16 protein-coding genes are annotated in these 17,978 nt (G+C 52.2%); 14 read left to right on the plus strand and 2 right to left on the minus strand.

Features of this window, described 5'->3' with window-relative positions; genetic code table 11:
- Positions 1 to 9: 9 nt before the first annotated feature.
- Both MYS68_RS06845 and MYS68_RS06850 read left to right on the plus strand, forming a co-directional pair.
- Complete coding sequence (locus tag MYS68_RS06845) at positions 10 to 948, plus strand: oligosaccharide flippase family protein (RefSeq protein WP_248925116.1); 939 nt, start codon at positions 10 to 12, stop codon at positions 946 to 948.
- Positions 863 to 1,498, plus strand: coding sequence for an MATE family efflux transporter (locus tag MYS68_RS06850; protein WP_248925117.1), 636 nt, complete (start codon positions 863 to 865; stop codon positions 1,496 to 1,498). Before MYS68_RS06845 ends, MYS68_RS06850 begins: the two co-directional genes overlap by 86 nt.
- A gap of 311 nt (positions 1,499 to 1,809) precedes the next feature.
- On the opposite strand, the gene MYS68_RS06855 is transcribed toward MYS68_RS06850, so the two are convergent.
- Together MYS68_RS06855 and MYS68_RS06860 are read right to left on the minus strand one after the other, a co-directional pair.
- Positions 1,810 to 3,018: an MFS transporter gene (locus MYS68_RS06855; protein ID WP_248925118.1), complete on the minus strand. Its 1,209-nt coding sequence runs from the start codon at positions 3,016 to 3,018 to the stop codon at positions 1,810 to 1,812.
- A 214-nt stretch (positions 3,019 to 3,232) separates the two neighbouring features.
- Positions 3,233 to 3,814: a TetR/AcrR family transcriptional regulator gene (locus tag MYS68_RS06860; protein WP_248925119.1), complete on the minus strand. Its 582-nt coding sequence runs from the start codon at positions 3,812 to 3,814 to the stop codon at positions 3,233 to 3,235.
- Between the two features lie 207 nt (positions 3,815 to 4,021).
- Here MYS68_RS06860 and MYS68_RS06865 point away from each other — a divergent pair, with 207 nt between their 5' ends.
- From MYS68_RS06865 to MYS68_RS06920, 12 genes are all read left to right on the plus strand, one after another.
- Positions 4,022 to 4,375, plus strand: coding sequence for a darcynin family protein (locus MYS68_RS06865; protein WP_248925120.1), 354 nt, complete (start codon positions 4,022 to 4,024; stop codon positions 4,373 to 4,375).
- A gap of 48 nt (positions 4,376 to 4,423) precedes the next feature.
- On the plus strand, positions 4,424 to 5,209 hold the full coding sequence (locus tag MYS68_RS06870; protein ID WP_248925121.1) for a TrmB family transcriptional regulator: 786 nt from the start codon (positions 4,424 to 4,426) through the stop codon (positions 5,207 to 5,209).
- Between the two features lie 118 nt (positions 5,210 to 5,327).
- Positions 5,328 to 6,035 carry a rhamnogalacturonan acetylesterase gene (locus MYS68_RS06875; protein WP_248925122.1) on the plus strand — a complete coding sequence of 236 codons (708 nt, stop codon included), beginning with the start codon at positions 5,328 to 5,330 and terminating at the stop codon, positions 6,033 to 6,035.
- 61 nt (positions 6,036 to 6,096) lie between these two features.
- A complete protein-coding gene (locus MYS68_RS06880; RefSeq protein WP_248925123.1) occupies positions 6,097 to 7,119 on the plus strand; it encodes a GDSL-type esterase/lipase family protein in 1,023 nt (340 codons plus the stop codon).
- A 98-nt stretch (positions 7,120 to 7,217) separates the two neighbouring features.
- Positions 7,218 to 8,987 (plus strand): cache domain-containing sensor histidine kinase, encoded by a 1,770-nt coding sequence (locus MYS68_RS06885; protein ID WP_248925124.1) that lies wholly within the window; start codon positions 7,218 to 7,220, stop codon positions 8,985 to 8,987.
- On the plus strand, positions 8,987 to 10,531 hold the full coding sequence (locus MYS68_RS06890) for a response regulator (RefSeq protein WP_248925125.1): 1,545 nt from the start codon (positions 8,987 to 8,989) through the stop codon (positions 10,529 to 10,531). Before MYS68_RS06885 ends, MYS68_RS06890 begins: the two co-directional genes overlap by 1 nt.
- Before the next feature lie 128 nt (positions 10,532 to 10,659).
- Positions 10,660 to 12,006 carry an ABC transporter substrate-binding protein gene (locus MYS68_RS06895; RefSeq protein WP_248925126.1) on the plus strand — a complete coding sequence of 449 codons (1,347 nt, stop codon included), beginning with the start codon at positions 10,660 to 10,662 and terminating at the stop codon, positions 12,004 to 12,006.
- A 133-nt stretch (positions 12,007 to 12,139) separates the two neighbouring features.
- Complete coding sequence (locus MYS68_RS06900) at positions 12,140 to 13,126, plus strand: Rpn family recombination-promoting nuclease/putative transposase (RefSeq protein ID WP_275983440.1); 987 nt, start codon at positions 12,140 to 12,142, stop codon at positions 13,124 to 13,126.
- A 185-nt stretch (positions 13,127 to 13,311) separates the two neighbouring features.
- Positions 13,312 to 14,778, plus strand: coding sequence for a TRAP transporter large permease subunit (locus MYS68_RS06905; protein ID WP_248925128.1), 1,467 nt, complete (start codon positions 13,312 to 13,314; stop codon positions 14,776 to 14,778).
- Positions 14,779 to 14,822: 44 nt separating this feature from the next.
- Positions 14,823 to 15,836: an amidohydrolase family protein gene (locus MYS68_RS06910; protein WP_248925129.1), complete on the plus strand. Its 1,014-nt coding sequence runs from the start codon at positions 14,823 to 14,825 to the stop codon at positions 15,834 to 15,836.
- 193 nt (positions 15,837 to 16,029) lie between these two features.
- The gene (locus MYS68_RS06915) at positions 16,030 to 16,860 is read left to right on the plus strand and encodes an AraC family transcriptional regulator (protein WP_248925130.1); all 831 of its coding nucleotides are present in this window, start codon (positions 16,030 to 16,032) and stop codon (positions 16,858 to 16,860) included.
- A 218-nt stretch (positions 16,861 to 17,078) separates the two neighbouring features.
- The gene (locus tag MYS68_RS06920) at positions 17,079 to 17,978 is read left to right on the plus strand and encodes a carbohydrate ABC transporter permease (RefSeq protein ID WP_248930834.1); all 900 of its coding nucleotides are present in this window, start codon (positions 17,079 to 17,081) and stop codon (positions 17,976 to 17,978) included.

The following is a 17,978-nucleotide window of genomic DNA, read 5'->3' on the forward strand; positions in this document are numbered from 1 at the left end:
CGAACGGATATGACACCTTGGAGAAAGTTAACATCCTCTTTAAACGAAAATCAGCGTTTTTTGCTGAAAAGCGTTGCCATTATTGAACTTGGCCTGTTTATCAATCAGCTTCTGCAAACGTTGGGAAGTATCGTGCTTGCGAGGGTAATGAACGATCCGGTGCAGTTCGGGGAAGTGAACCTGCTGCTGCAAATACAGGGTATGGTCGCATTGTTTCTGAACATCGGCTTCAACTCGGCGTTGGTGTACTCTTTTTCAACGGACAAGGAAGAAGCGCTGCAGCATAAATTCCGTTGGGCGCTGTTCGGGAGCTCGCTGTTCGGTGTGCTCATAAGCATTGCGCTTTGCGCGCTTGCTCCGATCTTGTCTCATATGTACGGACTGCCATCGCTTGAAGGCGCGCTTATGCTGAGCGGGATCATGCTTATATTCAACTCGATCTGCAACATCGGGTTGTCCTCGTTCTCCGGCAACCGCGATTTCAGCGTTCAGGCTTTATTTATGGTCGTTACGACGGTTTTCTCTACCGCGGGCACCGTCGCCGGGGTGCTGCTGCCGTTTCCATTCGGCAATAAACTGTGGGGAGTCGCTTTTTGGATGGGAGTCGGCTCTATTTTAACAACGTTGTTTATTTGCTGGAAGGTCGAAAAAGTGCATCGCCCGAAGTGGCGCGGAACGTTTTCGTTCAAGGAATTGCGGAAAATGATGGCTTTCGGCATTCCGATGTGGGCGGGCAACATCGCAAAGGCGTTTCAGCAGCCTTTCCTCGTCATGGTGATCGGCTCAAGCTCCGTAGCGGCGGTCGGTTATTTGGCGAACGGCCTGCGCATTACGGGTTTCATCGGCATCGTGACGTGGGTTTATGATCGTCACCTTTCCGTTTGTGGCCGAAAGCTCGAAGGATCATGCGGAGAGCCGAAGACGGGGCACGCTTTGCATCCGTTATAATAATTTTATTCTTTATCCTCTTACGCTGCTGCTTTGCCTGTATCCGAACGAAATCAACGGCTTTTTGTTCGGTTCCAGCTATACGACGGGAGATTCGGCGATTTATATCCGGCTTTTGGCTTTGGGCGTGTTTTTCTCTTCGGTCGGACGATTGGGAGGCAATATACTCGCGGGGATCGGCAGAACCAAAGCGAATTTTTGGGTGATGATCGTGGCGGGGATATTCGTGGTGACGATCGTGCCGTTTATCGCGGCGGCTCATCCCGTTTTGGCCGTATGGATATATACCGGCGGTTGGGCGCTTTCGGCACTCGCCATGATCGGCTTCTTTTATCTGGAGCGGTTTCCGCTCGATTGGTGGAAGGCATACGGAGAACCGGTTTTGCCCACATTATGCATGGCGGCGCTGTTGGAAATCGGAAGATGGACAGGAGCCTGGTTTGCCTTATTTGCTTTTGCCGGTATCGCCGGAATGGTCGTCTTGACCTTCGGACTCGAAACGAGTGCGATACGGATTGGGTATATTTGGAAAATCCAATCAAGGCGATAGGAAGAGGGGCAGGCGTTGCAGATTTGGGCATTGTGTCAGTATTATTGGAACGGCAAGCTGCATGGATAGCATCCGCCATGCTTCCAAGCGGAGCAACATAGAGGAACTCACATTCGCTATTCCCGGGGAAAGGAGTGTATATGAAAAATAAAGGTACTGAGATGCATTAAATCGATGGGAAATCGCTCGGATATCGGAAAAATAATAACCCGACAACATTGTGTGTGAGGCGCTTCCGCCGCTAGGCGGCTCGCTCCGGCCAACGATTCAGGTCGGAGCAAATCGCCCTCCCGGTGAAACAGAACGCTCAATTACACGCGGTTGCAGGAGACTTCTTCCAACTGGGGCAAGCTTTCGGTACGATCGGGCAATCCGTGTTTCTTCCCGGATTTATTCCTCAAATACGGCAGCAGCGAGAGCAAGCCCAAAGCCGCCAGCAAGGCGCCGACCCATAGCGGCGAACCGACGCCGTATCCGGCGTCGATGAACATCCCGCCGATCGAGGAGCCGACGACGATGCCTAAGCTGATGACGGAACCGTGAACCGTAGTGACCAGCGTTCCGGTATTGGCCACCCGGGTGATCCGGGTCGTCATCGCAGGATTCATGGTCACTCCCGCCAAACCGACCGCGATCACGGCTGCGATGCTGATGACCTTGCTGTGGGCAAAGAGGCCGAAGCCGATAAGAGCCGCGGTCAGGACGGCAAGTCCGGAGATCAGAACGGGCATCATATAGCGGTCGGCAAGCCTGCCGGTGACGGCGTTGCCGACCACGGTCGCCACTCCGTACAAAGCCAGGAGAAACGGCACCGTCTCGGCGGCGAAACCGGAGAGTTCGGTCAAGATCGGCGAAAAATAACTGAAGGCGGCAAAAGTGGCGCCGATAATCAGCATGCTCGTCGCATATGCAGCCCACAGGCTGAGATTGCGGAAGGCCTTAAGCTCACCGCGCAGACGCACCGATTCCGGCTTGGGGGACGAAGGGATCGCGATGAGCCCGAGCAATCCGGAGAGCAGCACAAGGATAACAACGGCCCAGAAACTGGCGCGCCATCCGAGGAACTGGTCGAACAGCATGGCCGCCGGCAGCCCCAGAGCGGTGGCGACCATTAGTCCGCCGAGCACGACGGATGCCGCCTGCCCATGCGACTCGGGTCGAACGAGGCTGAAGCAGATGGCGAGCGATACGCCGAAGCAGGCTGCCGAGGAAACGCCGGTGATGATCCGCGCGGCGAGCATCACCCCGTAGCCGGAGGCAAGCGCACCGAGCGTTTGCCCGGCAAGGAAAACGAAAGCCAGCGCCAGGAAGGCTTGTTTGCGGGGGACCTTCAACAGGACGACGGTCAGAAGCGGACCGCCGACAATCATGCCGGCGGCGTAGGAGGAAATGAGGTAGCCGACAGCAGCGATGGTAACCCCGAACTCCGCGGCAAGCGAAGTCATCATACCCGCCACCATAAACTCGGAGGTGGTCATCGAAAATATCATCAGACCTAACACATAGATTGCAAACGGCATACAAACAGCTCCCTTTTTATTAATATTGTATTATCCAGTACAAAATTGAGCGAAACAAACGCGATTTCTCGTCGGTAATTCTTTTAAAAATCCCCTGCGAAATAAATGGTCAGCGAAAAATGTAACGAACAGTACAAAATTGGGTGCAAGAGGCCTGCCTATACAAAATCCATCAAACCCCCGAGCGTACGAATCCGTCCGAGGGTGTCCTTAATCATAATGCCGCCAGCGTCCCCTCGACGATATCAAGCAGCACATTTTGATCCTCTACGACTTTGCCGAGCACACGGAGGCCGTAGTAGCTGCTCAGGAAAAAACGTGCCAATTCCAAGGCCGGACGTGCGGATACGATCTCGCCGGAGCGCTGACCTAACGCAATGACATGGCATAACGCCTGTTCGAGCCGTGCGACATGACCGCCGACCAAACGCGCCACTGCGGCATCCTTGCTTCCGCGTTCGATGGCGGCATTGACCGCCATGCAGCCGCGCCGCTGCGTTCCGTTGAAGTCCTGTTCGATCGCAAATTCCATCAGCGCGCGCAGCCTGTCTTTTACCGGACCCGGATGCTGCAAGATTTCAACCTGCGCTTGAATCCCTATCTCTTGATAGCGCCCCAATGCCTTTTGAAAGAGTGCGTGTTTGCTTCCGAAGGCGTTGTACAGGCTTCCCCTGCCAAGCCCGGTTCGTTCGCACAGCTCTTCCGTAGAGCTGGCTTCGAAGCCGCGTTCCCAAAACACTTCCATGGCTGCGTCAACAACCGCCGTATCTTTGAACTCGCGAGGTCTGCCGCTCATGCCTGATTCATTCCTTTCACCGGTAAATGTGCCTTGTTTCTTTTGCGCCGCTAACCGCAGGGAGCAATCGTATTATACCTATTTTGTAATGAGTAGTCAAATATTCGGTGTGACGCAAAGTTGCATAGTTGATGCCTGGACTTGAAAAAATGCTCATAATGAAATATAGTAGTACCGTAAAGAACTACTAGTGAGGTTGTGGTTGAAATGAATCATTGTTTCGTTGTTACAATCGAAGTGGATGCCTCCTGGCTGGCCCTGCCGCGGGAAACGAGGCGTACGTATGCAGCGGAAGTTTATGCTATCGCCGGGCGGTACTCCGGCGAGGTGCGCGTAAAGTATTTCGACGCGGACGCGTTCAGCGGGAAGTGCAGCGATTTTGTCATTTGCGAGACGGAAAACACGATGGCTTATCACAGTATCTGGGAAGAGATCAAGGACTCGCCCGTTTTTTCGAACGGATTTTTTCGTATAAAAGATGTTCTGTTCGGCATTCAAAACGCCTATCAGGCATATGAAACGGAAACGCTTGGGATGGAGCCGGAAGCAGGGACGGTATAATTCCGCCCCCTGCCGCCAGGTCTGATGTAAGAAAAGGGGGGACGTTTCATGGAAATGCTGCTGCAGCACCTGAAGCTGCTTGGGTTTACCGAGCTGGAAGCCAAATGCTTGTATGTCCTTACGGAGTCCGGAACGCTGACCGGCTACGAGCTGGCCAAGCGGCTCGGCGCATCCCGCTCCAACGTTTACTCGGCGCTGCAAAAGCTCACGGAAAAAGGCGTGGTGCTAGCGAGCGTCGGAGAGCCGATGCATTATTCCTGTTTGCCGGTGGACGAGATCGGCGAGAAGCTGCAGACGGACATTCAGGCTTCGATCCGTTTCGTAAAAGCAAACATGCCGAGAAGGGAAACGCAGCGGGCTGATTTTTTCAGCCTTGAGGGCGACGCCAAAATAATGGAACGGCTGCGGAGCGAGCTGAAGGCATGCCGGGAGGAAGCGTTTTGCGATTTGTGGTCGGAAGAAGCCGGGATGCTCGGGGATGAGCTGAGGCAGCTGCAGGAGCGGAGCGTACGCGTGCTGGTTTCGCTGGTCGGAGGCGGCGGACTTCCCGAAGGCGTCAAGGCGCTGCCGCACGAAAGGGATGATGCATGGCAGGAGCGAAACGGCCGAAAATTTTCGCTATTGCTTGACCGCAGACTGGCCATTATCGGAACGCGGGGCGGAGCGGAGCCGGCGAAGGCGATGCTGACCGAGCATCCCGCAATGACGGAGCTGCTGCTCAACAATTTCTATCATGACATGGTGATGCACGAGCTGCTAAAGGACATGGGGCCGGAGCTCGAGAGCAGGTACGGCAAACATTTCGAAGCTGTCGTCCGAAAATATATAACCTAGGCAATGATGGATATCGCAGCGGATTTTTAAACAAAACCGTCTGTTTTTTAAGATCGAACCGCAGCTGTGATCGGTTATAATGATTTTTAGAAATTGACCATCGCGGGGGGGATCAACGATGAAGCGAATCAAGCTGTTTATCGCCGGTGACTCCACGGCTGCCGACTATCCGGACAACGAATATCCGATGGCCGGCTGGGGGCAGATGCTGCCGCATTTTTTGACGGACAAGGTGGAGGTTGTGGATAAAGCGGCTTGCGGAAGAAGCTCGAAAAGCTTTATCGCCGAGGGGCGGCTGGCAGAAATCGACGGGCTGATCGGGGAAGGCGATTATTTGTTTATTCAGTTCGGGCATAACGATCAAAAACCGGACGAACGTTTTACGGATCCGGCGACAACCTACCCGGCGTATATGACGCAATATGTGGAGGTGGCGCGCATTCGCGGAGCGCAGCCGGTGCTGCTTTCGTCCGTGGAGCGGAGGCATTTCGACGAAGCGGGAAATCTGCAGCATACGCACGGCGATTACCCGGAAGCGGCGCGCAAGCTTGCCGCAAAGCTCGGAGTGCCGTTTATCGATCTGCGCATCCGCACGAGAGAGCTTTATACGGCGCTTGGGCCGGAGAAATCGAAAAAGCTGTTCGTATGGCTTGAGCCCGGCGAGCATCCGAATTACCCGGACGGCGCTTCGGACAATACGCATTTCAATGTGGAGGGCGCCTGGGAAGTGGCCCGGCTGGCGGCTGAGGAAATCGCCGGATCGGATTTGCCTCTTCGGCAATTTGTGCGTGACCCCGATGAAGTGAAACGGCCGCATGCGCAATAAGAAAGTATCAACGGCGCGATAAAAGCTGCGCTCCGTTCAGAGAACGAGGAGGCTGACTGCCGTGATTTATAAAAACGTAGAGCTGCACAATGTCGACCAGGTGGTCGAAACTCCGGACGGCCTCAGGTTGTGCCGCATTCCGGAGAAGGTGCGGGGCGCGATCAACGAGAGCGCTAGGGATGTGCGCGCATACAACACATGCGGCTGTGAAATCCGCTTTAACCTGACCGGCGAGGAAGCGCGCATCGTACTTCGAAAAGCAAGCGGGAACTCGATTACGGAAGCAGGACTCGCCGAGGTGTATTTCGGATCGTTCCAGGCGGGATACCCGACTACTCCCGCAGCGGTCGGCTTAAGCGGCCAGACGCTGATTATTCGCAAGCCGCCGAATTTGCCGCAGCTTAAAGCGATTGCGCAGGAGCGGCGGCTGCCGTTCGACCCGGAGCTCGTCCGCGTCATCCTGCCGTACGATTGGATTTACGAAATCGTCAGCATCGAAGGTGATCTTGCTCCGCCGCGTCCCGGCCAAACGCCGGGCCTCAGGTTTTTGGCCTACGGCTCGTCGATCACGCACGGCGGCGACGCGGCGCGGCCGACCGGCACTTACGCGATGCGCACGGCGCAGCGGCTCGGGGCGGATCTTTTGAACAAGGCGTTCGCCGGCAGCGCTCATATGGACGAGGCGATCGCCGAATACGTTGCGGGGCGGGATGATTGGGATTTCGCCACCGTCGAGATGGGCATCAACGTAATCCGGTTTTGGGAAACAGAGCTGTTCGAACGGAAGGTCGAGCGGTTTCTTTCCGTCATTTGCGAAAAACGTCCGGATAAGTGGGTATTTTGCACGGATTTATTCTTATGTATTCATGATCTGGAAAACCGCGAAAAAATCGGCGCATTCCGCGAAGCTGCGGCCAAAACGGCGGAGAAGCTCGGACATCCGAAGCTCCGCTATTTTCCGGGCACGGAGCTGCTGACCTCGTGGAACGGCTTGTCCGCCGATCTCGTTCATCCGTCGGCCGCCGGGCAGGAGGAAATTGCGGCGAATTTCGCAAGCAAAATCGCTCAGGCGATGGGACGATAACCGTCCGGTCTGCGGCGGAAGGCAGCGATTTCCTTCGCCCGCCGCTGCCGGCTAGTGATATACTAGAGCCAAATCCCGTTAACAGAAAGGAATGGCCTATGGGTTCGTTCGCATCGTTCAGGCGGAAAATCGGCAGCTGGCGAATCAAGCACAAAGTGTTTGCGCTGATCTCGCTGATCATGGCGGTATGCTTTTCGGTAACGTATTTTTCGCTCTCATACGCTTATTCGACTTACGACGAACAGCTATATGCGAAGTCGTCCCAGGTGCTCAATCTTTCGAGCAGCCGGATCGAAAACGAACTGAAGAAGATCGAGCAGCTGTCGTTTACGGTAGCGACCGACCCGCGGATACAGGACAACCTGAGCGTCGTTTCGGGCAGCGCCTCCGAGTATGAGAAGCATATTGCCAGGGCGGACCTGGTCGACAAGCTGATTCAATATTCCGGTTACGAAAAATATATCTCCTCCTTGCAGATCATCGATCTTTCCGATATCGATTACTGGGCGGGGCAAACGGAGACCGTTTCCTATGCCAAACGGAATCTGATCCGCGGAGAAGCGTCCAAAATTGCCGGCGAGCTGCAGTGGATTTACCCCGATCGCGAGGAGCCATACCTGATCGCTGCGAGGGAAATCCGCTCCTATAACGGGCGGATATTCGATCTGAGGCCGATCGGCACGCTTGTCGTTCGGATCAAAATCGACGCCATTGTGGACGATGTATTGGACGGCACGGAGCTAGGCAAGGGGGAAATCCGCATCGTGGCGGATGGCGGCCCCGTTTACCCAAATGGGGATAAAGAAGCTTTTTTTGCTGCGGGTATTCGCGAAAACTCGCGAAGCGGCTACCGCATCGAGCAGATGGAAGGGAAAACGTACTTTTTAACCCATTTCCGCTCCTCCGGGTACGGCTGGGTTTATTACGGGCTCATTCCGTTCGAGCAAATATTTAACCGCGTCATCATGATGAAACGCGTGCTGCTGATCGGCTTCAGCGTCAGCTTGGTGGCGCTGCTTGCGCTGTCCGTGCAGTTCGCCAAGGGCATCACGCGTCCGATCGAAAATTTGATCGGCCAGATGAAGCAGGTGCAGCGTGGCGATTTCAGCCTGGCCGAAACCGATCCTGCGGGAAGCGGACCGCTGCCTATGGACGAGGTCGGCCAGCTGCACCGGACTTTCCGCATGATGGTGCAGGAGATCAACGAGCTGATTACCGAAAACTATGCCAAGCAGCTCGTCATTAAGGAAACGGAGTTCAAGGCGCTGCAGGCGCAGATCAACCCGCATTTTTTGTACAACACGCTGGAGTCGATCAACTGGCTCGCCAAAATCAACAAGCAGACGCAAATTTCGCAGATGGTCGAAGCTTTGGGCCATTTGCTGCGCAGCTCGATCAGCCTCAAAGATACGTTGATTACGGTAGGGGCGGAAATCGATATCGTACTGAACTATATCGTCATCCAAAAATACCGGTTCGAGGAACGGCTTCAGTTTGAGCTTGACGTGGACGAGCGTTTCCGCACCTGTCAAATTCCGAAGCTGACCCTGCAGCCGCTGGTTGAAAACGCGATCAATCATGCGCTTGAGCGAATGATCGATCCTTGCCGCATTCGCGTCAGCGTCGTCCCCAGTTCGGAGCGGCTTGTTTTGTGCGTGGAGGATAACGGGCCCGGCATGGAGGAGGACGTGCTGGAGAAGGTGCTGAGAGGCGAGCTCCGCACAGGCGGCAAAGGCATCGGGCTGGGCAACATTCGCGAGCGGATCCGGATTGCCTTCGGGGACGCTTACGGCGTTCGGGTGGAAAGCGCACCCGGCAAGGGGACCCGCGTTTTTGTAGATTTACCGCTGGAAGCGAGGGAAACGTAATGTACAAAGTGCTGCTTGTGGACGACGAAAGAATTATTTTGGACGGCATCACCGCGATTGTCGACTGGACATCGGCCGAAACGGTGCTTGCCGGCACCGCGCGCAACGGCCTCGAAGCCTACGAATTCATCGCCCAACATCCGCCGGACATCGTGATCAGCGATATCAAAATGCCCGGCATGGACGGGCTGCAGCTTGCGGCCAAAGTATCGCAGGAGTATCCCGGCATCCGCTTTATCATGCTGTCCGGCTTCGGCGAATTCGAATATGCGCAGTCGGCGATGCGTTACGGCGTCAAGCATTATCTGGTCAAACCGTGCAACGAGAACAAAATCGCCTCAGCTTTGCGCGAGGTCGTCGCCGAGCTGAAGGCCGACGAAACGAAGGCGCAGTTCGTGCGCAGCATGAAGGAAGGCCTCGTCAAGGTGCTGCCGCATGTGAAGGAACAATTTTTGAAGGAGTTCGTTACGAACAAAACGTACGGCGGCGGGGATTGGGAATATTACCGCAAGCTGTTCGAGCTTGATCTCGGAGAGCGCAAGGTAAGGCTTGCCTTGTTCCAACTGGAAGGGGCCTTTGAATTCGAGCATTTGTTCGCGGTGAAAAATATCGCCGGCGACATTTTGTCCAACATCGTGCTCAGCTCGACGGTAGGCGACCATGTGCTGCTTGTGGCCGAAGATGCGAATGAAACGGACATGCACGAGAAGATGGAGCTGATCCGTCAAACGTTCCTGAAATATTACAAAATCGATTTGACCATCGCTTTGAGCGAGGCCGGGGACATTACGCAGGCGCGCTCCTTGTACAAGCAGACGCTGGAATGCCTGAACCACCGGTTTTACTTGGGCGAAGGCGGGCTTATAACGAAGCGGGATTTGGCAGGTACGGGCGAGCGCGAGCGGAAGGAATTCGTTTTTGACGAGGAAAAGCTGCTTCTGGAAATTAAGGCGGGCCGCTGGGACGGAGCCAAGGCCGGCATCGAACAGTATTTCGGACAAATCGGGGAACAGCGCTTCGACATCCATACGGCCAAATCATACGTCATCCAGCTGTTTATGGCGATCATCCGGCTCGGCGACGAGGAGCAGATGAACGCTCATATGCAGAAGCTCGTTTCTCTGATGGAGCTGAACACGCTGCAGGCGCTGCAAGCGTATCTTCAGGAAACCGCCTCGGACATTTGCCAAAAAAGGTACCGCGAGACGGTGGGAAGACACAGCGCGATCGTGCAGAAGGTGATCGACAGCATTGAGGAGCAGCTGGGCAATCCCGAGCTGTCGCTCGGCTGGGTGGCTCATGAGCTTCTTTACATGAACGCCGATTATTTGGGCAAGCTGTTTAAAAAGGAAACCGGCGAAAAGTTTTCCAACTACGTAATGAAAGCTCGCATCACCAAGGCGACGGAGCTCATCGAACGGAGCCCGGACGTAAAGATTTTCGAACTCGCGGAGCAGCTCGGCTTCGGCGACAATCCACAGTATTTCAGTCAGGTTTTCAAAAAATATGTCGGCTGCACGCCATCGGAATATATGAAAGCGTAAGCTGTCGGTTTTTTGAACAAACATAACGGTTTTTTAAATTAACGTTTTACTCCCGATCATGGATAATTGTTAATGTAAGCACTAACAAAAACACATCGGACGCGATCTATGAAGGGGAGGATTTACAGATGAAAAGAACGCTCACCGTTTTATTGTCGGCGGCGCTTGCTTTTACGGCCGCTGCGTGCGGCAACGCTAATCAAGGCAGCGGCGATCAAGGAAAATCGGGTGCGCCTGCCGCAACCGAACCGAAGAAGGAAACCGCCGCGGCGCCGTCCGGCGAGCCGGTCAAGCTGCGCATCGCCTGGTGGGGGGGACAAGCCCGTCACGATTATACGCTGAAGGTCATCGAGCTGTATCAGCAGAAAAACCCTAACGTCAAGATCGAAACCGAATACGCGGCATTTGACGATTACTGGAAGAAGCTCGCTCCGCAAGCAGCGGCAAACCAACTTCCGGATATCATCCAGATGGACGTATCTTATTTGTCCCAATACGGCGGCCGCGGCCAGCTCGAGGACCTCGAGCCGTACACGAAAAACGGCAAGCTGGACATAAGCTCCGTCAGCCAAAACACGATCGACAGCGGCAAATACGATGGCAAGATGTATCAAATGACGCTGGGTGTCAATGCACTTGGCATCCAGATGGACGCGGATATGCTGAAAAAAGCGGGAGCCGACGTACCGGGCAACAATTGGACCTGGGACGACATCGATAAGGTCGGAGCCAAGCTGAAAGCAAACGGCAAGCTGGTTGCCGACTATATGCGGTATGATGTGTTCTTCCCTTATTACTTGAGAACGATGGGTCAGAAGCTGTATAACCCGGACGGTACACAACTCGGCTATACGGATGACAAATATTTTGTAGACTACTACAAGCGTTACCAAAAGTGGTACGACAACGGTTACTTCCTTAGCCTCGACAAGCTGGCAACCAAGAAGCTTACACCGGAAGATGACGAGATGGTTATGGGCAACTCGGCATTCTCCTTCTCTTGGTCCAATCAATATGTTGCTTGGGCTGCGGCAGCGAAACGTCCGCTCGAGCTCATCGCACCTCCGGGTCCGGACGGCAAAAAAGGGCTGTTCATGAAATCGAGCATGGGCTTCTCGGTGACGAAAAACTCCAAGGTGAAAGACGAAGCGGTCAAGTTCATCAACTTCTTTATCAACGATGTCGAAGCGAACAAGCTGATCAAAGGCGAACGCGGCGTGCCGGTATCGTCGAAAGTTCAGGAGGCGCTGAAGCCGCTGCTGAAGCCGGAAGAAGCGAAAGTATTCGACTACGTCGCTTGGGCGCAAAACAACAGCAGCCCGGTTGATCCTCCGAACCCGGTCGGCTCGGTCGAGATCGAGAAGCTGCTGAAAGATACGAGCGAGCAAATTTTGTACAAGAAAATTTCCGTCGAAGACGCCGCCGCGAAGTTCAGAAAAGAAGCGAACGCGATTTTGGCGAAAAATAAAAAGTAACAGTGCTGGAAGGCAGGTCTGCAGAGCATGCAGGCCTGTTTTTTTTGTGGAGATTTATTGTTCTCGGACATATTGACAAGGTATAATGTAAGCAACTGGGACGTGCGTGACAGGTTGGATGGGGAGGTGGCAAATGGACCAAAAGAAGACGGATATCCCGTTTCCGCACGATTCATCATACCGGTATTTGTTATCCAGTAAAAAGCTGTTTATGGAGCTGCTGAGGTCGTTTGTCAGCCAAGGTTGGGTCAAGCAGGTCGATGAGTCGAGCATTGAGGAAATAAATCATTCGTTTGTTTTGTCAGACTTTAGACGCAAGGAAGCGGATTTGGTATATAAGGTGCGCCTGAACGAGCGAGATGTTATTTTTTATCTTCTTGTTGAGCTGCAATCTACAGTCGATATGGAAATGCCGTACCGGCTGCTGTTGTATCAAGTTGAAATCTGGCGATATGTGCTGCGGAACCGGGAAACGGCCGCAAGTGAATCGTCTTTTTCGCTTCCAGCGATCGTGCCGATGGTGCTCTATAATGGACAGAGGCCGTGGGCGGCGCCCCGCCGATTCCGGCAATTGCTGTCAGGTGAGGAGGCTTTCGGCTCGGAATTGCTCGATTTTGAATATATCCTGTTGGATGTGGAACGGTACACAGAGGAAGAATTATTGGCATTATCGAACACAATAGGATCTGTCTTTTTGCTGGACCAAACGGCCGATCAGGAACTGCTGCTAGAAAGGCTTAGAAGGCTGATGGATACGATCCGAAACTTGCCGGATGATTTGCAGGGGCAATTTATCAACTGGCTGACCAATATGATTAAAGTGCAGTTGCCGCCGGAAAGCCGGGATGTCGAGCATTTGATTCTTGAGATCAAGGAGAAGGGAGTATCTGTCATGGGGCTGCAAAAAAACTTGGAAGCGATCAAGCTTCGGGGAATTGAAGAAGGTATTGAAAAAGGTATTGAAAAAGGTATTGAAGAAGGAATTGAAAAAGGTCGAGCATTAGAAAGAGAAAATGTAGCGAGAAATATGATCGCCCTGGGGCTGGATAACGCAGCGATCGAGGCCGCGACAGGAGTCCCGGAAGAAAAGATTGAGCAGATGCGTAAACAGCTTCATTGATGGATTTCCATCTACTACGAGAGCCATTGCTTGCCGGAATGATCGGCAAACGATGGCTTTTTTGTTGATCTAGAACTACAGTGAGTACAAATCGTTCTATTTCCGACTTTAGGAAGCCAATTCTAATATTCGTAAGACAGATCAAACGACTGTTGATAATATAAAGTCCAGTAACGTTACTCCATATGAAAAATGAAAGCGGTCGCAAAAAAGAAGATGGATTTTATGTGTGCAAAGGAGCAAACATTATGCCTGATCACGTGAATTTATCAATTGCAGATTGGGTTTATCTGGCTTTTATCGTCATTATTTTCGTTTGCCTCGCTACAAGGAGGGATGCTTTGCTGCCCACGTTGGCGGGATTATTTTTAACCAGTTTGGCACTTAAAGGGGGAAACCTTCTCGAAGGCGTCCTGGTAACGTATAAGGCAATATTAGCCGCGGGTACGGATTTATTAAACATTATTTTAATTGTAGCGGCAATTACGACGATGACCGGGATCATGGCGGATATGGGGACCGATCGGATTATGGTAGCGCCGGCCAAAAAAATGCTGCGGAATCCAGTGATGTCTTTTGTTGTTTTAACCATAGTCACGCTGCTGCTGAGCTGGGTGCTTCGGGCAACCCCGGCGGTTGTCCTGCTGGGAGCTTTGCTCGTGCCCGCTGCAGTGGTAAAAGGAATGTCCCCCTTGGTAGCAGGCATGCTGTTGTCCATTGTCGGAAAAGGAATGGCCTTATCCAGCGATTTTCTCAGCCAAGGTACCCCGGCGTTTACGGCTAAAGTTACGAAATTGCCTGTGGCCGAAGTATTTGCCGCCAGCGTTCCGATTTGGGCGACCGTGTCCATTGTGACGATGATCGGTTTATGCCTCGTATCCCGGAAATTAACCAGAGCCGAAAAGGAAAAAAGAGAAGCCGGCGACGTTGCTCATCTTGAAGCCTACAAAGAAGCCCACGAAGCGGAAACTGCAAAGGTTACCCCCTTTGCGAAATGGATGGCTGTAGTCATTCCGTTAGCGTTTACCTGCGATATTTACGCCATGGTAAAGTGGAAGTTGTCCGGCAATGACGCGATGGCTCTGATGGGAGGGACGTTTTACATCATTTCTTTCATATGCGGCATCATTCATTACCGTAAAAAAGCTTTTGATGAAGTTTTGGAGAAGGCACGTACGGGCTGGATTTTTGCGGTTAAGGTATTTGGCCCTATCGTCATCATCAGCGGCTTCTTCTGGCTCGGAGGGGATACCCTGAAAGGGATTGTCGGCGATCCGAAAATCCAGGGTTTGGCTTTTGACTGGGGTTATTTTATCGCCGAGCAAATGCCGATTAACAAATTTATGATTGCGTTGCTGGCAACGGTAACAAGTGCGTTTGCCGCGTTTGACGGCTCAGGTTACGCGGCCATTCCGATTGGGGCGAGCATTGCAATGGCTTTGGGCAAACCGATAGGCGCCAATTTGGCTTACCTGGTCGTTATGGCGCAAATGTCGGCAATTTGGGTAGGAGCTACCTTGGTTCCGTGGGGGTTTCTCGCGGTTACTGGATCCGTAACGAAAGTGGACCCTCAGGATCTCGCAAGAAAAAGCTTTATCCCCGTCGCAGCAGGTTTGTTGGCCGGTGTTATCGTAACCTCTCTACTTGCATGACCCGTTTTTGAATAAAACAATATACAAACAAGCAGGTGGTATCTATGACCAGAGAAATGATTGATATGTTTTGCCATTTCATGCCTGAAGTGTACTATAAGAAGGTGGAGCAGCTGTGCGGTTCGGCTGCACATATGCTGGACAGAGCTTATCAGCTGCCTACGATGAGCAATCTGGATGCCCGGTTGAAAATGATGGACAAATTTGAGGGCTACCGCCAAGTTCCATCCATGGTTTCCCCCGCTTTGGAGGCGTTTGCGAGCGAAGATGTTTCGCCGGTGCTGGCCAGACTGGCAAACGAAGAAATGGCTTCTATCGTCAGCAAATATAACGACTATTTTCCGGCTTTTGTTGCGACATTGCCGGTGAATAATATCGAAGCTGCACTGATCGAAGCGGAATATGCCATCAAGGTTTTAGGTGCGAAGGGAGTGCAGTTTTTTACCAATACGACGAGCAAAGCGCTGGATCATCATGATTATTTCACCATTTATGAGACGGTTAACCGCGCCGGAGGCGCAATTTGGATCCATCCGACGCGAACCATGTTCACGCCGGATTACAAGGGAGAAGAAGCGTCCAAATATGAAATGTGGTGGTCATTGGGCTGGCCGGTCGATTCGAGTTTGGCGATGGCAAGACTCGCTTTTAGCGGGCTTTTTGAAAAATATCCCGAAATTCGCGTCATTACGCATCACGTAGGAGGCATCATTCCGATGGTCGCCGGCAGGTTTGCATCCGGGATGGAGGACTTTGGCACACGGACACCGAAACAATACGCCTATTTGGTTGAAACTCCTTTGACCGAACCGCCGGTTAACGCATTGAAAAGATTTTATGCGGATACGGCATCTTTCGGGGCCAAAGCTCCGATTGCCTGTGGGATTGACTTTTTCGGGATCGATAAGATCGTATTCGCTTCCGACATGCCTTTTGGGCCCGAAGCCGGTTACCATCATATTAAGGAAACGATTCAAGCGATCGAGGCTCTCGATATCCCGGAAGAGCATAAAGAGATGATATTCAGCGGCAACGCTAATAGATTGCTGAATTTATAGAAGATATTAGGTTAAAAATGCTCACCTGTTAAAAGGATCATAAGCGGTTTTTTACTGCGTCCTTTGATAAGATGAGCATTTTTCTTAACCTCCAGTTCGAAAATACAGTCAGACGCTGTATGCGATGGATTGTCATCAAGCCCTTGGTTTTACTATAATGGGGAAAAGTCGTGCATGCCAAGGAGATGTTGTGATGCTGCGCAAATTGAACATCGGAGACGCCAATATCTTACTGTACGAAAAAAAACATACGAAGAAGTATGAATTCGTCGAACATTATCATGATGTATATCAGATCGTATACGCGATCGAGGGCAGCGGAAGCATCAGGCTCGATCGGAATGATTACCCCCTCATGCAGGACGATGTCGCGATTATCACTCCATACACCAATCACATCATCAGGTCGGAATTTCGGCTCACGCTGCTCGTCATCGCGTTCTCTGACATTTCCTTTTTAGGCCCGGAACTGGCGGCACCATTATTCGGCGGGGCGAAGGTCATCAATTTTTCAGGTTATGAGGCGGACGAAATCAAGCGCCTGCTGCGCAAGATGATGTACGAACAAAATCGAAAATCGGAGCTATACGTATATGCGCTGAGATGCCATCTTACGGAAATACTCCTTACCTTCTACAGAGCGCTGAAGACAAGGTGCAGAAGCACCGATGCGAACTTTTTGCGTGCGGAAAGTATACGAAGCTATATAGACACCCATTTTTTTGAAAATTTTCTTCTGTCCAAAAATATTCCGGATCAATTAAACATCAGCATACGTTATGCGGACAACATATTTAAAGAATATTACCAGATGACGCCGCGCCAATATTTAACCGAGGTTCGGATAGGGCATGCCAAAAATCTGTTGTCGGAAACGGATAAAGACATTGTTACCGTCTGTTTTGAAGTCGGATATGAGAATTTGTCCACCTTTTACCGGACATTCAAAAATGTAACGGGAATGTCCCCGAAGAAATTCAGAAGCCTCAATAAAAATGCGCCTGTTTTGGCAAAGGAAGGGTAATTTCGCTCGATTCCCACCATACGCTTCGTCTTTCTCCTCGCTGTAAACGGCTTCCGGCTGCCGCAGCTTCCGCGGCTTCTTTTTTGCATATATCGGGTTTTTGAACAAAGTAAACGGTTTTTTGCCTTCTTCCGGGCGGCCCGATCCTTATAATGAAAAGTATAAGGCTTTGCGTCGCCGCATCGCTCGAAAACTTGTCGCTTAAGGGGCTGAAAAGGATGAAGCTGCGGGAGAACAATCATGTGGTAGGATACGTATTCACCTCCCCGTTTATTTTGGGTTTTCTCATTTTTACGTTATTTCCGATTATATCCTCGCTTTATTATTCGTTTACGGAGTACAATCTGCTCGAAGCGCCGCGCTGGATCGGCCTGCAAAATTACGAAAAACTGTTCATGGAAGACGATAAAATCTGGAAGTCGTTTCAGGTTACGTTTACGTACGTGTTCGCCAGCGTGCCGCTTCGTTTGGCTTTCGCGCTGTTCGTAGCGATGCTGCTGAACACGGCGATTCGCGGTGTCGGCGCTTACCGGTCGGCGTATTACCTGCCTTCACTGATCGGCGGAAGCGTGGCGGTTTCGATCATGTGGTCGCAAATTTTCGGCGATAAAGGGCTGCTGAACTCCGCGCTCGGACTTATCGGCATCAAAACGACGGCCAACTGGATCGGCTTGCCGGAAACGGCGCTTTGGACGCTGATCGCGCTGTCCGTCTGGCAGTTCGGCTCATCGATGCTTATTTTCCTGGCTGGGCTGAAAAACATTCCGGCCTCGTATTACGAAGCCGCAAACGTGGATGGGGCCGGCAGGATGCGCCGATTTTTCAGCATAACACTGCCGCTGCTCAGCCCGATCATTTTGTTCAACCTGATCATGCAGACGATCTCCGCGTTTATGACGTTTACTCCGGCTTACATCATTTCGCGCGGAGAGGGAGGTCCTCTGGATAATACGCTGCTGTATTCGCTTTACTTGTACCGAAGGGCGTTCCAATTCATGGAGATGGGTTACGCTTCTGCGATGGCATGGGTGATGCTGATCATCATCGGAATAATTACGCTTATCATTTTCAAAACGTCCACCCTTTGGGTGCACTACGAAGCGAAAGGAGAGAAGTGA

Source organism: Paenibacillus hamazuiensis (assembly GCF_023276405.1).
GTDB lineage: Bacteria > Bacillota > Bacilli > Paenibacillales > NBRC-103111 > Paenibacillus_AF > Paenibacillus_AF hamazuiensis.

Bases quoted from the DNA above. Each gene is read 5' to 3' on its own strand.
- MYS68_RS06870 (WP_248925121.1), top strand. From the start codon at position 4,424: ATGGAAATGCTGCTGCAGCACCTGAAGCTGCTTGGGTTTACCGAGCTG.
- MYS68_RS06915 (WP_248925130.1), top strand. From the start codon at position 16,030: ATGCTGCGCAAATTGAACATCGGAGACGCCAATATCTTACTGTACGAA.
- MYS68_RS06845 (WP_248925116.1), top strand. From the start codon at position 10: ATGACACCTTGGAGAAAGTTAACATCCTCTTTAAACGAAAATCAGCGT.
- MYS68_RS06875 (WP_248925122.1), top strand. From the start codon at position 5,328: ATGAAGCGAATCAAGCTGTTTATCGCCGGTGACTCCACGGCTGCCGAC.
- MYS68_RS06855 (WP_248925118.1), bottom strand. From the start codon at position 3,018: ATGCCGTTTGCAATCTATGTGTTAGGTCTGATGATATTTTCGATGACC.
- MYS68_RS06905 (WP_248925128.1), top strand. From the start codon at position 13,312: ATGAAAAATGAAAGCGGTCGCAAAAAAGAAGATGGATTTTATGTGTGC.
- MYS68_RS06900 (WP_275983440.1), top strand. From the start codon at position 12,140: ATGGACCAAAAGAAGACGGATATCCCGTTTCCGCACGATTCATCATAC.
- MYS68_RS06850 (WP_248925117.1), top strand. From the start codon at position 863: ATGATCGTCACCTTTCCGTTTGTGGCCGAAAGCTCGAAGGATCATGCG.
- MYS68_RS06890 (WP_248925125.1), top strand. From the start codon at position 8,987: ATGTACAAAGTGCTGCTTGTGGACGACGAAAGAATTATTTTGGACGGC.
- MYS68_RS06920 (WP_248930834.1), top strand. From the start codon at position 17,079: ATGAAGCTGCGGGAGAACAATCATGTGGTAGGATACGTATTCACCTCC.
- MYS68_RS06885 (WP_248925124.1), top strand. From the start codon at position 7,218: ATGGGTTCGTTCGCATCGTTCAGGCGGAAAATCGGCAGCTGGCGAATC.
- MYS68_RS06860 (WP_248925119.1), bottom strand. From the start codon at position 3,814: ATGAGCGGCAGACCTCGCGAGTTCAAAGATACGGCGGTTGTTGACGCA.
- MYS68_RS06910 (WP_248925129.1), top strand. From the start codon at position 14,823: ATGACCAGAGAAATGATTGATATGTTTTGCCATTTCATGCCTGAAGTG.
- MYS68_RS06865 (WP_248925120.1), top strand. From the start codon at position 4,022: ATGAATCATTGTTTCGTTGTTACAATCGAAGTGGATGCCTCCTGGCTG.
- MYS68_RS06895 (WP_248925126.1), top strand. From the start codon at position 10,660: ATGAAAAGAACGCTCACCGTTTTATTGTCGGCGGCGCTTGCTTTTACG.